This window comes from Marinimicrobium locisalis (assembly GCF_039822625.1).
In the GTDB taxonomy this organism is placed as follows: Bacteria; Pseudomonadota; Gammaproteobacteria; order Pseudomonadales; family Cellvibrionaceae; genus Marinimicrobium; species Marinimicrobium locisalis.
This window is the reverse complement of sequence record NZ_JBDLLG010000017.1, coordinates 67791-81514: the sequence shown is the minus strand read 5'-3', so window position 1 is coordinate 81514 and position 13724 is coordinate 67791. Positions and strand designations below refer to the sequence as shown.

The 13724-nt window shown below is 60.5% G+C and carries 15 protein-coding genes; 7 read left to right on the top strand and 8 right to left on the bottom strand.

Going from position 1 to position 13724, the window contains the following annotated elements:
- Positions 1 to 51: 51 nt before the first annotated feature.
- Positions 52 to 942: a (2E,6E)-farnesyl diphosphate synthase gene (ispA, locus tag AAE514_RS12055; RefSeq protein WP_347331794.1), complete on the bottom strand. Its 891-nt coding sequence runs from the start codon at positions 940 to 942 to the stop codon at positions 52 to 54.
- Complete coding sequence (locus AAE514_RS12050) at positions 939 to 1193, bottom strand: exodeoxyribonuclease VII small subunit (protein ID WP_347331793.1); 255 nt, start codon at positions 1191 to 1193, stop codon at positions 939 to 941. Before AAE514_RS12050 ends, ispA begins: the two co-directional genes overlap by 4 nt.
- Before the next feature lie 217 nt (positions 1194 to 1410).
- Between AAE514_RS12050 and pomA the strand changes: the two genes are divergently transcribed.
- The 3 genes from pomA (at position 1411) to AAE514_RS12035 (ending at position 4240) form a co-directional block, all read left to right on the top strand.
- The gene (pomA, locus tag AAE514_RS12045; RefSeq protein WP_347331792.1) at positions 1411 to 2178 is read left to right on the top strand and encodes a flagellar motor protein PomA; all 768 of its coding nucleotides are present in this window, start codon (positions 1411 to 1413) and stop codon (positions 2176 to 2178) included.
- A 10-nt stretch (positions 2179 to 2188) separates the two neighbouring features.
- Positions 2189 to 3172 (top strand): MotB family protein, encoded by a 984-nt coding sequence (locus AAE514_RS12040; RefSeq protein ID WP_347331791.1) that lies wholly within the window; start codon positions 2189 to 2191, stop codon positions 3170 to 3172.
- Between the two features lie 489 nt (positions 3173 to 3661).
- Complete coding sequence (locus AAE514_RS12035) at positions 3662 to 4240, top strand: HNH endonuclease (protein ID WP_347331790.1); 579 nt, start codon at positions 3662 to 3664, stop codon at positions 4238 to 4240.
- A gap of 24 nt (positions 4241 to 4264) precedes the next feature.
- Here AAE514_RS12035 and AAE514_RS12030 read toward each other — a convergent pair whose 3' ends face one another.
- The 3 genes from AAE514_RS12030 to cysE form a co-directional block, all read right to left on the bottom strand.
- Positions 4265 to 4621, bottom strand: a complete 357-nt coding sequence (locus tag AAE514_RS12030; protein ID WP_347331789.1) for a hypothetical protein — start codon at positions 4619 to 4621, stop codon at positions 4265 to 4267.
- Positions 4622 to 4925: 304 nt separating this feature from the next.
- Positions 4926 to 5456 carry a DUF411 domain-containing protein gene (locus AAE514_RS12025; RefSeq protein ID WP_347331788.1) on the bottom strand — a complete coding sequence of 177 codons (531 nt, stop codon included), beginning with the start codon at positions 5454 to 5456 and terminating at the stop codon, positions 4926 to 4928.
- Positions 5453 to 6259 (bottom strand): serine O-acetyltransferase, encoded by an 807-nt coding sequence (gene cysE, locus AAE514_RS12020; RefSeq protein WP_347331787.1) that lies wholly within the window; start codon positions 6257 to 6259, stop codon positions 5453 to 5455. Before cysE ends, AAE514_RS12025 begins: the two co-directional genes overlap by 4 nt.
- 113 nt (positions 6260 to 6372) lie before the next feature.
- Here cysE and AAE514_RS12015 point away from each other — a divergent pair, with 113 nt between their 5' ends.
- Positions 6373 to 7293, top strand: coding sequence for a cation diffusion facilitator family transporter (locus tag AAE514_RS12015; protein ID WP_347331786.1), 921 nt, complete (start codon positions 6373 to 6375; stop codon positions 7291 to 7293).
- A gap of 14 nt (positions 7294 to 7307) precedes the next feature.
- Here the strand turns inward: AAE514_RS12015 and AAE514_RS12010 are convergent, their stop codons facing one another.
- Positions 7308 to 8735, bottom strand: a complete 1428-nt coding sequence (locus tag AAE514_RS12010; protein ID WP_347331785.1) for a phospholipase D-like domain-containing protein — start codon at positions 8733 to 8735, stop codon at positions 7308 to 7310.
- 158 nt (positions 8736 to 8893) lie between these two features.
- On the opposite strand from AAE514_RS12010, the gene AAE514_RS12005 reads away from it, so the two are divergent.
- The 3 genes from AAE514_RS12005 to hflC all read left to right on the top strand — a co-directional run bounded on the left by AAE514_RS12005 (position 8894) and on the right by hflC (position 11651).
- Complete coding sequence (locus AAE514_RS12005) at positions 8894 to 9613, top strand: glycerophosphodiester phosphodiesterase (RefSeq protein WP_347331784.1); 720 nt, start codon at positions 8894 to 8896, stop codon at positions 9611 to 9613.
- Positions 9614 to 9702: 89 nt separating this feature from the next.
- Positions 9703 to 10713 (top strand): FtsH protease activity modulator HflK, encoded by a 1011-nt coding sequence (hflK, locus tag AAE514_RS12000; protein WP_347331783.1) that lies wholly within the window; start codon positions 9703 to 9705, stop codon positions 10711 to 10713.
- Entirely contained in the window at positions 10713 to 11651 is a 939-nt protein-coding gene (hflC, locus tag AAE514_RS11995; RefSeq protein WP_347331782.1) for a protease modulator HflC, read from the top strand. Before hflK ends, hflC begins: the two co-directional genes overlap by 1 nt.
- Positions 11652 to 11668: 17 nt before the next feature.
- Here the strand turns inward: hflC and AAE514_RS11990 are convergent, their stop codons facing one another.
- Both AAE514_RS11990 and AAE514_RS11985 read right to left on the bottom strand, forming a co-directional pair.
- A complete protein-coding gene (locus tag AAE514_RS11990) occupies positions 11669 to 12661 on the bottom strand; it encodes a serine/threonine protein kinase (RefSeq protein WP_347331781.1) in 993 nt (330 codons plus the stop codon).
- 162 nt (positions 12662 to 12823) lie between these two features.
- The gene (locus AAE514_RS11985; RefSeq protein WP_347331780.1) at positions 12824 to 13555 is read right to left on the bottom strand and encodes a ComFC family protein; all 732 of its coding nucleotides are present in this window, start codon (positions 13553 to 13555) and stop codon (positions 12824 to 12826) included.
- Positions 13556 to 13724: the final 169 nt, after the last annotated feature.

Below are 13724 nucleotides of genomic sequence, written 5' to 3'. Positions count from 1 at the left end.
ATTGGAAAGGGGCCATTGTAGGGGGCTCAAGGGTGTCTGCCTAGCGTTCTGTCAGTGGTCTCGCTCGACAACGTACCGGGCCAGGTGGCGCAGGGCATCCGCGCCGGCGCCAAAATCATTCAATGCGCCCAGGCTTTGCTCCAGAAGCTCATGGCTCTTGGCGCGGGCGCCATCCAGGCCCAGAAGGGAGACGTAGGTGGGCTTGTGGCGGGAGACATCGGCCCCCTGGCGTTTCCCCAGGGTACCGGTATCAGCGGTCACATCGAGAATGTCGTCCTGCACCTGGAAGGCCAGCCCGATCGCTTCGGCATACTCAATCAGATTAACCAACTGACGCTCCCCGGCCTCGCTGGCCCGGGCCCCCATGGTGACACTGGCCCGGATGAGGGCACCGGTTTTGTGCCGGTGCATGCGCTCGAGTTCTGTCAAAGTCAGCTGCTGGTCGACGGCCCCAAGGTCGATGGCCTGGCCCAGCACCATGCCCGAGGCGCCGGAGGCTCGCGCCAGATCGCAGACCAGAGCAACCCGCTGCGCGGCGGTGAGCGTCTCGCAGCCGGCCAGCAGTTCAAAGGCCAGGGCCTGCAGGGCGTCGCCCGCTAAAATGGCGGTGGCTTCATCGTAAGCGATGTGGCAGGTGGGGTGGCCCCGGCGCAAGTCGTCATCATCCATTGCCGGGAGGTCGTCGTGGACCAGGCTGTAAGCGTGGAGACATTCCACCGACAGGGCCACACGGTCAAGTGACGAATCCGGCGCCCGGTTCAGGGCCGCGCTCGCGGCGTAGACCAGCATCGGCCGGATACGCTTGCCTCCGCTGCCCAGGCTGTAGGCCATGGCCTCGGCCAGTGCCGGGCGCTGCGGGTCCGGCTGGGGCAGGTATTGGCGCAATAGCGGCTCGAAACGCGAGCGCCAGGGGCGAGCGTAATGGTCGAATTCCGGGCTCATTCAGCAGGGTTCTCGCCGTCGGCGTCCGCCATGGGCTGGAGGGTAATTTGCCCATGTTGCTCCATCAGCGTCTGTACCTGCTGCTCGGCGGCGCTGAGGCGCTCCTGGCAGTCGCGGGTCAACTGAATTCCGCGCTCGAACGCCTTCAGGGACTCTTCCAGCGAGAGTTCGCCTTGCTCCATCTGGTTGACCAGCGCTTCGAGGTCGCTGAGAGACTGTTCAAAGTCCACGGACTTCTTTTTCGTGGGCATGGCACACCTGTCAATTGTGTCGGTTGGGCCAGGCAACCGGTGAAGTTTTCGCGACTCCGGCCGATATAACCCTGGCGGGCTGTCTGTTTGGGGAAAGAGCGCAATTATAAACGGACTGCTGCTAAGATGCAGGCTTATCCGTCGGTTAAACGCGGCCATGGTACCTTGTGTCGGGATCTTGGTCCGCCGTCCAGGTATATAGTGTGAGGAGTCACTCGTGGATTTAGCAACCCTCGTCGGTATTATCGGCGCGTTGGGCCTAATCATCGCCTCGATGATTATGTCCGGAGATCTCGGCATTTTCATCAATGCCCCTTCGCTGCTGATTGTGGTCGGGGGCACCTTGTTCGCGGCCATGGCAAAATTCAGCCTGGGGCAATTTTTCAGCGCAACCAAGGTGGCGACCAAGAGCTTTGTGTTCAAGCTCGAAGACCCGGCGGAGCTGATCGAGGAGATTGTGGAGCTGGCCGATGCCGCGCGCAAAGGCGGTCTGCTGTCGCTGGAGGGCAAGGAGGTGAGCAGTGATTTTCTGCAAAAGGGCATTCAGCTGTTAGTGGACGGCCACGACCCGGAGGTGGTGAAGGCCATGATGTCCAAAGACCGCTACCTGGCGTATGAACGTCACGACCGCGGAGCCTCCATTTTTCAGGCGATGGGGGATGTGGCCCCCGCCATGGGCATGATCGGGACCCTGATCGGTCTGGTGGCGATGCTCTCCAACATGGAAGACCCTAAATCCATCGGGCCCGCCATGGCGATTGCTTTGCTGACTACCCTCTACGGTACTCTGCTGGCCAACGTGGTCTTTCTTCCCATTGCCGATAAGCTGCGCCTGCGGGCGGAGGAAGAGGTGCAGGTGAAGAGCCTGATTATCGACGCCCTGCTGGCGATCCAGAGTGGCCAGAACCCCCGGGTGATCGATGCCATGCTACGTACCTACCTTCCCACGGGTAAGCGGGATGTGACCGACCCCGGTGCGGCTTAGGAGGTAAGAGATGGATGATGACGCACTGCCTCGGAAGAAAGACTCCAAGGGCCTCCCCGCCTGGATGGCGACCTTTGCCGACCTGATGGCGCTGTTGCTGTGCTTCTTCGTGCTGTTGCTCTCCTTCTCGGAAATGGACGCCATGAAGTTCAAACGCCTGGCCGGCTCCCTGGCTCAGGCTTTTGGGGTGCAGGCGGAGCTGAAGGTCACTGAAGTGCCGAAGGGGACCAGCGTCATCGCCCGGGAGTTTAGCCCCGGCAAGCCGGAGCCGACCCCCATTAACGAGATATTTCAAAGTACCGAGGATCAGACCCAGATGAGCCTCGAAGTCTACTGTGCCGAGGAGTTTGATGTTCAGCAGGGCGATCCGGAATACGACGAGGCCGCCCGTCGGCAGTTGCAGCAGAGGCTGGAAGAGCTGGTCAAGGAGACCGAGCAGGACGCCATGGCGCTCGCTCGCCGCCTGCAGCCTCAAATTTCAGCCGGCCAGATCGAAATCGAAACCCGGGGGCGCCAGATTATTATCCGCATTCGGGAGCAGGGCTCCTTTCGTTCCGGCTCGGCGGAGCTGGCCGAGGATTACGACGACGTTCTCGATGAAATCCAGGCGGTGCTGATGCTCCAGTCCGGGAGCATTAAAGTTCAGGGGCACACCGATGACATTCCGATTAACTCCCCTCGGTTCCGCTCCAACTGGGAGCTGTCCGCCGCTCGGGCCGTGTCCGTCGCCCACCGTTTGATGGAAGGGGATTATATTGATGAAGAGCGTTTTCAAGTGACGGGGTTTGCCGATACCCGACCTCTCGCCCCGAACGAAAACGCCGCCAACCGCGCTCGCAACCGTCGGGTAGAGGTAGTGGTGCAGCAAGGCCTGGATGACAAATTGGATGAACAGGAACAAGAGCTGTTGCAAGAAGAAGGGGAGGATATTCTGCGCAACATGGAGATTACCCCGGAGTACATGTTCGATCTGGAGCCGGAGGAGATCTTTTAGTCGGCGGCTTGTGAGATATCTCGCACAGGTATTTCCGCCATTGGCCACTGGAGGGCCACCGGTCCTGTGGGCATAATGAGTGCTTATGGAAACAGGCACTGGACGCAGGGCACGGAAATGAACGGATGCGAGCCAACCCGGCCCGGGACGGGCCCCATCCTGTAAGCGAATGGCCCCCGCGATAACCCCCTATCGCGGGGTTTTTTTGGCAGGGAGCCCCGTTCACGCCTTTGGTGGAAAGGGCACGTCTGTGTGCCGCTTTCCTCTCCGGCGCGGTGGTTAGCACATGGACGTGCCTGCACCCACCCCTCGAAACGCCTTTCTTGCATATTCCTCAGATAAATTACTAGAACTTTTGACATATTCGCGTCATAGTTAGGGTACAGAGTATCGGTACGACGTCTACGCCGGTACGCGACGGACGCTGGCGGTTCCAGACCGCAGTTAGTCGGCTTTCGTGAGCGCACCGAGCGGTCACTGGAGGTGTCGATGGAAGCGCGTATTTTACGACTCAATATTGCGGGTCAGCCGATCGAGTGGCTGAACTGGAAAGATGCGGTCTGCCTTTACGCTCGGGATCTGGTTCGCTGGAGCCACGGCGGTCACGTCCGACGGGTCTACGGCGGTCACTCCCGGATCACGGGGCTGCGAACCCAAATTGACCTACCGGCGATTATTGCCTGCGGCGGCAACCGGCTGGCGCGAATGCGGCTGGTGCCGCCACTGACCAACGCGGCCCTGTTTGCCCGCGACCACCGTCAGTGCCTCTATTGCGGCCGCCTGTTCGAACCGGCCAACCTCTCTCGGGATCACGTGCACCCCATCAGCCGTGGTGGCCGGGACCGCTGGAATAATGTGGTGACCGCCTGCAAGCGCTGCAATCAGCACAAGGGGAATCACCTGCTCTCGGAAGTCGGTATGGAGTTGCTGGCCCTGCCTTTTTGCCCGAACACGGCCGAGTATCTGGCGTTGATCAACAGCGACCGCATCCGGGGCGATCAAATGGAGTTTTTACGGCCCCAGTTCTCCCGTCGGCGGGACTGGGCTGAAATGGCGTTGATGGTCTGAGCTCTTCGGACGAACGGCCAGCCATCAGTCGATGACCTGCCCCCGATAGACCCGTTTGCGGCGGTGGGGCTCTGCGGCTTTTTTGGGGGGTGTCTCCTCCAGCGTTACCTGCCCTCGGTAAACTTTGATGACCTGCCTGGGCCGTTTGGCGATTTCCTCATCGTGTGCCACATCGCTCAGGGCCTGGTCCCAGGGCGCTCCCGCCAGCTGTAGCAGTTCCTTTATCAGGGTTTGGCTGATCACGTCCTTGCTTTTCCGGTGGTGCAGGACCAGTTCGTCCAGCAGTTCCGGGTTGGCCAGCTTTACGGCGGGCTTCATGTCGGCGGGCACACGCCGACGGATTTCAAACACCAGTTCAATCATTGGCTTGGTGTACTGCATTCCAGTCTCCGACTTGGGGAAGCGAACGGCTGGGAAATGCTGCAAAAAGCTGGCCATTGACGCGGAGGGTGAGAGCTGGACTGATACTGGAAGTGGGAAGAGCTCCGGTCCGGGTCGAGGTAAAGCCTCCCGGGACACGCCATGAATACGTCCCTGTAGGCTCGCAACCGCGAATCCCGCGCTCTACGGTCCCGGGAGGCTTTACCTCGACCCGGACCTCAGTGCCACAGGAGGGGCTAAGGCGTCCTTCCTTGTGGGGGAGAGTGAAGTGAGAAAGTTTTGCACCACCCTAGTGCGAGCTTGGTCAATACTGCTCCTCCGCAGTGTCAATGTGAGCGTACACCTCGCTACTGCCGTCTTCTTTGAGAAGAAGCACATCATAGGGCTCGAACCGCTCACCCATTTCCATCCCGGGGCTGCCCACGGGCATACGGGGTACCGCTAGCCCAAGGGCATTTTCGGGTGGGTTTTCCAAAAAGCGCTGCACCACCTTGGCCGGGATGTGGCCCTCGAAGACGTAGCCCTCATCCGATACCCCCGTATGGCAAGAGCTATACTCCGGCTCGATGCCCAATTGCATCTTAATGGCCCGCATTTGTTGAGGGTGTTCAGTGCTGGCCTGGAAGCCGGCCTCTTCCATGTGCGTAACCCAGTCCCCACAGCAGCCGCAGGTGGGGCTCTTGTAGATCGTCAGCGCCTTGGCTTCTGCATCGTTCGCGGGCTCCGAAGCGGGCGGGTCCGCCTCGGCAGTGGTCTCCGGCTCGGCGGTTTCGCCACAGGCGCCCAGAGCCAGTAATAGGGTTAGAGCGACGCTCAAATGCAACGGTCGGGTCATGGTGAGTCCTCCAGACGGTGGTCCATGGTGCGAGAAGGTTGAGGGCAACGGGTGTCTCCAATGATCTTGGCGGGCACTCCGGCCGCGATTTTGCGCGGTGGCACGGATTTCAGTACCACGCTTCCGGCGCCTACGGTGGCGCATTGGCCGATTTCGATGTTCCCCAGGATCTTGGCGCCCGCGCCGATCAGCACCCCCTTGCGCACTTTCGGGTGGCGGTCCCCGCTTTCCTTTCCCGTGCCGCCCAGGGTGACCGATTGCATAATGGACACGTTGTCGTCCACCACGGCGGTTTCGCCGATGACGATGCCGGTGGCGTGATCGAACATAATGCCCTTGCCAATACGGGCCGCCGGGTGGATGTCCACGGCGAAGACCACGGAAATCCGATTCTGTAGAAACAGTGCCAGGGATTCGCGCTTGTGCCGCCACAACCAGTGGGCCACCCGGTAGGCCTGCAGGGCGTGGAAACCCTTAAAATAGAGAAAGGGGGTGCTGGAGGAGTCGCAGGCCGAGTCGCGTTCATTGATGGCCAGCAGGTCGGCGCGCACCGCCTCCCCAATGGAGGGATCGTCCCCCAACGCCTTCTCGATCACCTCACGCATCAGCATGGCGGGCATGGCGGGGCTGTCGAGCTTGTTGGCCAGGTGAAAGCTCAGCGCCGCTTCCAGCGTGTCATGGTTCAGAATGGTGGTGTGCAGAAAGCTCGCCAGTACCGGTTCCGCCTCGGCCTGGGCGCGCGTCTGGCGGCGGATTTCCTCCCACACGGGGTCGCTGGTCACGGGGGCGAGCTGGGCGGTCATGGGGCTATCCTGTCGGGTTTGCGGAATATTCAGGGGCCATTATTGGGCCATGGGCTCAGGATTTCCACCCCTGTTGAGTTACACTGAGCGTTTATTCACACCGGAAACCACAAATGACCAATCGACGAGCGCAGCAGGTTCTCTGGCTGTCCTTGGCAGCCGCGTTGGCGACCATGACCTTGAAAACCTGGGCGTGGGACCTGACCGACTCGGTGGGTTACTTGTCCGATGCGATGGAATCCATCGTCAATTTGCTGGGGGCGGCGTTTGCGCTGGCCATGTTTACCTACGCCCGGCGGCCCGCCGATGAAGGCCACCCCTTCGGCCACGGCAAGGCCGAGTACTTTGCGGCGGCCTTTGAAGGCGGGATGATCGTGATTGCCGCGGTGGCAATCATGATCGCGGCGGTGGAGCGGCTGCTCAACCCCGAGCCCCTGCAGTCACTCAACATTGGCACCGTGCTGGTAGTGCTGGCAAGCCTTATTAACCTGGTGGTGGCTCGCTTGCTGCTGCGCGTCGGTCGGCAGCTGCGCTCTCCGGCGCTGGAGGGTGATGGCAAGCACTTGATGACCGATGTATGGACCACCGCGGGTGTTGTGGTGGGCGTGGCGCTGGCTCAGTGGACGGAACAGTTGTGGCTGGACCCGCTGGTGGCCATCGGGGTGGCCATCAACATCGTGAAAGAAGGGGGCGGCCTTTTGGTGAAATCCGCCAATGGGTTGATGGATCGCGCCCTGAGCCCGGAAAAAGTGAGCCGTTTGGAGCGCCTGCTCCAAGAGACCGCGCCCCACAGTTGTGCCTTTCACCGGTTGCGTACCCGGGCGGCCGGCGCGCAGCAGTTTGCCGAGGTGGACCTGCAAGTACCCGGGGACTGGAGCGTTGACCAAGCCCATGATTTGGCGGATCTGGCCGAGCGCCAACTGGCGGGCATCGGTGTGACGGCTACCGTTCATATCGAACCTTTGGGGGCGCACGGTATTGACGCTTGCCGCGTTCAAGGGGGCAAAATCAGCTGGCGCAACGATGTGCAATAGCGGCGCTCAGCGGGCTAAAGATAGCTGGAAAACAGCCAGAAAAACGCATCCCGTAACCGCTGCCAAAAGGGGCGGCGGTCCAGCTCATCCAGGCTGAGGGCGCAGCTGTTGCTTCGCGCCTCATCCATATAGCGGTGCAGTTCGGCCGCGAGTATCTTATCGAACCACTCCACACCCAGCTCGAAGTTTAACCGCAGGCTGCGGGCATCCAGGTTGGCTGAGCCGGTCATGGCGTAGTGATCGTCCACCAGAATCAGTTTGGTGTGGGCGAACGGAGCGCGTTTTAGACGCACGTCCATTTCCCAAAGCAGCAGCTCCCACAACATATTGCGCGAGGCCCAGTCCACAAAGCGCAGATTGCTCCGCTCCGGCAATATCACCTCTACCTTGACCCCACGCAGCACGGCCGCCTGTAGTGCCGCCACCATTTCGTGATTGGGCAGAAAGTAGGGCACCATAATTCGAATGCGCTGACGAGCGGCGGAAAAAATGCCAATCAGGGTCATCGACAAGTGATTGAGGTTGTCGTGCGGGCCGTCGTCAATCAGCCGACACCAGCTCTGCCCCGCCGGTGGGCAGGGGAGCCTCTCCAGGTCCGGAGGTTGTCCGGTGACCAGTTCCCAGTCATGGCAGAAAAGCCGGCTCAGCTCGGCGACTACCGGCCCCTCGGCGAGAAAGTGCACATCTTCGGTAGGGTGGGGGTTGGCCTTATCGGTCACCATATGGCGGGCGTCGATGTTAATCCCCCCGAAAAAGCCCAGCCGTTGATCCACCACCGCAATTTTGCGGTGGTTGCGAAGGTTGATATCCAGCGAAGGGGGCGCTAGCGAGGGCGGCGTAAACAGGGCGACCTCAACGCCGGCCCGGCGTAACTGGCGCATGGCCACGCGCCAGGAGTAACAGGTGCCGATGCCATCGCCCAGCACGTAGACGGTAACGCCCCGAGTGCGGGCGTCGGTCAGCGCCCTGATGACCTCTGCCGCGACCCCTTTATGACCGAATAAATAGCTGGAGAGCAAAATCCAGTGCTTTGCCCCCTGGATGGCCTCCAGCAGCGCGGGGAAAAACCCTTCCCCATTGATCAGTGGCCGTACCTGGTTTCCCGGCAGTAGCGGCGCCCCCGTTGCGCGGCCGCCGACTCTGGCCAGTTGGGGGTAAGGCAGCTCTTCGGCCGCATCGTGGTGTTTGTAGGGTAGGGGCGGGCTACTGCGGTCGTAGCCGAAAAACATGACCGGTAAATGGTGGCCGGCGAACAGCTGGGCCTTGGTGCGCAGCCGGTTGATGCCGAAGAGAAAGTACAGCAACGGCCCGGCCACCGGGAAAATCAGAATAACGCCGATCCAACCCAGTGCCGCGCGGTGGTCTCGCTTGTAGATCAGGGCGTGGATCGCGGCCACCGGCATAATAATTAGGTGAAATAACGCGACAATCCAATAGAACATAGGCATTCCATTTGGCTGAAAATCGGTATCTTGGCGCCCATGCTACCGCATTGAGCCCACAAAGAAATGACAGCGGGGTATCATGAAGGCGGTCGCAAGCGTGTATGCCGCCGGCCACTGTGCTGATTGAACACCACCACTGAACAAGGATTCCCACTATGCCCGATCCCGTTTGGATCAGCCATCGCGGTTTGTGTGAGTACGCCACCGAGAATACCGCCAACGCTTTTAGGGCGGCGCTTGAAGCGGGGTTCACTCACCTGGAAACCGATTTGCGCATTACCGCGGACAATCACCTAGTGCTGGCGCATGATGAAAGCCTCAGCCGGGTAGCGGGGGTGCCGCTCAAGGTGACCGAAGCGAACCGGAAGGAGCTTGAGCAGGTGCGTTTGCAGGGCGGGGAGCCGCTGTTATTTTTTGACCAATGGTTGGAAGAGTTCGGAGACTATAACTGGGTTTTGGATATTAAGCCCGAGCAGGGTCACCGGACGCTGGAGGCACTGCTTCAACACTGGCAGGGGGAGGGACGAGCCCTGCTCAACAAGCGCGCCCGGTTTCTTTTCTGGGACAATGCTCAGCAGCGGCTTTTACTGGACCGCCAGCCCGAAATCGAGTGCATGGCGCCCATGCCAGAGTGCCGGCGCGCCGGGCTGGCGTGCGTCGCGGGCGTGCCGCCCCTGGCGGGCATTCGCCCCGGAATGACCTACTCCTTACCGCCTCAGTTGCGGGGCGTGCGGTTGTTAAAGCCGCAAGTGGTCGACCGCTATCAGCGCCGCGACGGCCGAGTGCTGGCCTTCCTGCCCGAGACCGAGCGAGAAACGGAGTGGGCGCTGCAAGCGGGGGTGGATGAGGTGCTCACCAACTACCGGCCTTTTTAGGGGCGCGCGACACTCGCCCCGGCTTCTGTTATGGTCTGCGCTCGGCGGGCCTGGCCCGATAGGCCCCGCCTTTGACCATGGAGCAAACAATGAACAATTCACAACGAAACTTGAAGGACGACTTTGCCGATCTTACCAAGCATTTCCCTCGTCTTCCGGGTGTCGGTCTGGGGTTACTGATTCCCCTCGCCCTTATCGTTCTCTGGGGTGGTTTTACCAGTTTTTACACCGTTCAGCCCGAAGAGCAGGCGGTGGTCAAACGCTTTGGTGCCGTGGTGGCCATCACCGACCCCGGCCTTCACTTTAAGATCCCCTTTGGCGTTGACAAGGTACAGCGCGTGGCCTCGGCACGGGTGCTCAAGCAGGAGTTTGGTTTTCGCACCGTCGGCCAGCGCGGCAATGAAGCGAGCCGTTACTCCAACCAGGACTTCGATGGCGAGTCTGCGATGCTGACCGGCGACCTCAACGTCATCAATGTGGAGTGGGTGGTGCAGTACCGCATTCAGGACCCGATCAAATACCTGTATGAACAGCGTGAGCCGGACACCACCCTGCGGGATATTTCGGAGTCGGTCATGCGGCGGGTCGTGGGCAACCGACTGGGCTCGGAAGTGCTGACCGTGGGCCGGGTGGAAATTGCCCAGCTCGCCCGGGAAGAAATACAACAGGTAATGGATCGCTATGACTCCGGGCTGCACATCATTACCGTGGAGCTTCAGGATGTGGTCCCGCCCCAGGCGGTGCGCCCGGCGTTCAACGAAGTCAATGAAGCTCGGCAGGAGCGCGAGCGGATGATCAACGAAGCCACCAAGCGCGCCAACCAGCAGATTCCCCGCGCCGAGGGTGAGGCTCTGCGCTTGGTGTCCGAAGCGGAGGGTTATGCCACCGAGCGGGTCAATCGCGCTTACGGGGAAACCGCCCGCTTCCGCGCCATGCTTGGGGAATACCAGAACGTGCCGGAGGTCACCCGCTCGCGATTGTACCTGGAGGCCCTGGGTGAGCTGCTGCCCAAGGTAGGCCAGGTTTTGATGGTTCAGGAAGATCAGGTCGGCCCCTTGCCTCTGATGAATATTCGTGACTCGCGCCAGGAGGCCAAATAATGAAAGCCGGAATCCTCGGAATTATTGTTGCCATTGTCGCCCTGACCGTATTCTCTGCCGCGTTTGTGGTGGATGAGGCGGAACAGGCCATTATCGTCCAGTTCGGCGAACCCCAAGGCGAGGTGGTCAGCGAGCCCGGGCTTCACTGGAAGATGCCCTTCATTCAGGAAGTGCGCCGCTTCGATAAGCGCCTGTTAATTTGGGACGGCGACGTTACCCAGATACCGACTCTCGGGCGGGAATTCATTCAGGTGGACACCACCGCGCGCTGGCGTATTGTCGAACCCCTGGAATTCTTGCGCAGCGTGCGCGATGAGCGCGGTGGTCGCAACCGCCTGGACGATATTGTCGATTCGGTAGTGCGGGATATCGTCTCGGGTACGGAGCTGGAGGAGATCGTCCGCTCCGGTGACTGGGATGTGAATGTTGAGGATCTCGATGAAGTCGAGCAGGACCGGGACGATGTGGCACTTACAAAACGTCCGAAGTTGGGCCGGGAAAAGCTTGAGGCGGAGATCCTGAAAAGTGCCGCTAAAATGACCCCGAGCCTGGGTATTGAGCTGATGGATGTACGGATTAAACGGTTGAATTACATCGACTCGGTTCGCCGCCAGGTGGAAAACCGGATGATTTCCGAGCGCCAGGCCATCGCCGAGCGCTTCCGCGCCGAGGGGCAGGGCCGCAGTCTGGAAATTACCGGTGAAATGGAGCGCGAGCTGCGCAAGATCAACTCCGAAGCGGCTCGCGAAGCTGAGGAAATTCGCGGTGAGGCCGACGCCGAAGCGATCAAAATTTACGGTGAAGCCTTCGGGGCGGACCCAGAGTTTTACGCATTTTTACGTACTCTGGAAACCTATTCCAACCTGGGCGATAACACCACCCTAATGATTCGTGCGGACTCTGACTTCTTCCGCTACGTGGAAAACAAAGAGCGTTGATCAACACGCAGTGCTGATCAGAACAGCGCGAGTGGCGGCTCATCCAGAGCCGCCAGCTGCTCGCGCAGCTCCAGAATATGCTCGCCCCAATACCGCTCGGTATTAAACCAGGGGAAACTTTTCGGAAAGGCCGGGTCATGCCAGCGGCGCGCGAGCCAGGCACTGTAGTTCATAATGCGCAAACTGCGCAGCGCTTCTATCAGGTTCAGCTCGCCAAAGTTGAAATCACAGAACTCTTGATACCCCTCCATGATTTCCGATAGCTGGGCGGTTTGCTGCTCGCGTTCGCCGGATAACAACATCCACAAATCCTGAACCGCGGGCCCGTTTCGGGCATCGTCGAAGTCCACGAAGTGCGGGGCGTCTCCGCGCCACAAAATGTTGCCGGGGTGGCAGTCCCCGTGCAAACGGATGGGGGTGTATTCCGTCTCGGCGAATACTCGTTCGAGTCGGCGAATCAAGTCCGCGCCCAAGGTCTCGTAGGACTCGCGCAGCCCGCCCGGTATAAAGTCATTGCTGAGCAGAAACTCGTAACTGTTAACGGCGAAACTTTGAATATCCAGGGTGGGGCGCTCGGTAAACTCCCGCGTGCGCCCCAGGGCGTGAATTCGCCCAAGGACCCGGCCCAGGGTCAGCAAAGCATCAAAGTCGTCCAGGTTGGGGGCGTGACCGCCCTGGCGGCGGTAGAGCGCGAAGCGAAAGCCCTGATACTCCCGCAGGGTTTTCCCCTCGGCATCGGGTAAGGGTGGCACCACCGACACTTCCAGGTCCAGAAGCTGTTGGGTGAAGTCGTGTTCTTCCTGAATTTGGGCGTCGGACCAGCGTTCCGGGCGATAAAACTTGGCGATCAACGGTGGACCGTCTTCCATGCCCACCTGATAGACCCGGTTCTCGTAGCTGTTCAGCGCGAGGATGCGCAAGTCACTGAGGTGACCGGAGCTCTCCACCGCATCCAGAACCAGATCCGGCGAGAGCGCTTCGTAAGGGTGTGTGCTTGGTATATCACTCATGGCTGCCCTCCCAAACGTTCATTGTAACGGTTATGGGGCGGCCTTTGTGAGTTCTCATTCTAGCGAGCGCCGCTCTCCAATGAACACCTCGGCTCCGTGAATTGCGCTCCAAGTCACCACTCACTCAAGCCTGACTGACACACACTGACTTCGTGAACGGGGTTACTGGCTTTCCGGGGTTCGAGCCAGGGCCCAGACCTCAACGGAGGCCACACCGGCATCGGCCAGAAGGCGGCTTAAGGCGCGCACGGTGCTCGTGGTGGTCACCACATCGTCCACCAGGGCCACCCGTTTTCCGGCCAGTTTTCGGCTCGCGCTCGGGCGCAGTTCAAAGGCGTGTCGCAGGTTGTGAATACGCGCGGTTCGAGTGAGCCCCTGTTGGGCCCGGGTGCGCTGATGCCTGCGGCACAGGCGGTGGTGTACCGGCAGGGCCAGGGCGCGGCCGAGGTCCTTGGCGAGCAGTTCGGTCTGGTTAAATCCGCGCTTAAGGCGTCGCGACCAATGCATGGGGACGGGAATCAAGCACTGCGGCCAGTCGCCTTCATCCGTCTCCGCCCGTTCGGCCTGTAGGTGTTCGATCAACAGCTCGCTGAGGGCTCGCCCGGCGGGGAGTCGGCGTTCATATTTGAAGGCGTGGATCAGGTGGTCGAGCGGGAATTCATAGCTGCAGGCCAGGCGGCAGCGTTCAAACGGTGGCGGCTCCCGCAAGCAGTGGCCGCAGTAAGCGCTATCCGTGCTCAGCGGCAAGGCACAAAGGACGCAGCGATGCCGGTACCGGGTCAGGTACGGCAGTTGAAAACGGCAGCCTTGGCACAGGCGTTCGGAGCTGGGCTGATCGCACAGCAAGCAGGGCTGAGGAATCGAGGGGAACTGGGCCAAGAGTCCATTCCACATGGTTTGAATCCTTCCGTGAGCGGATTGTTATTCATTAATAGAACACATGATGCTAGAGCGGGCACTCAAAGTCCAGCGCCTGGAAGACAAAATTGTGCCAATGTGAACTCTGTCTGGCGGTAAACCAAAAAGTGCTTTCCAGGTTGACAGCGCCGGAAGGCCCGCTAGT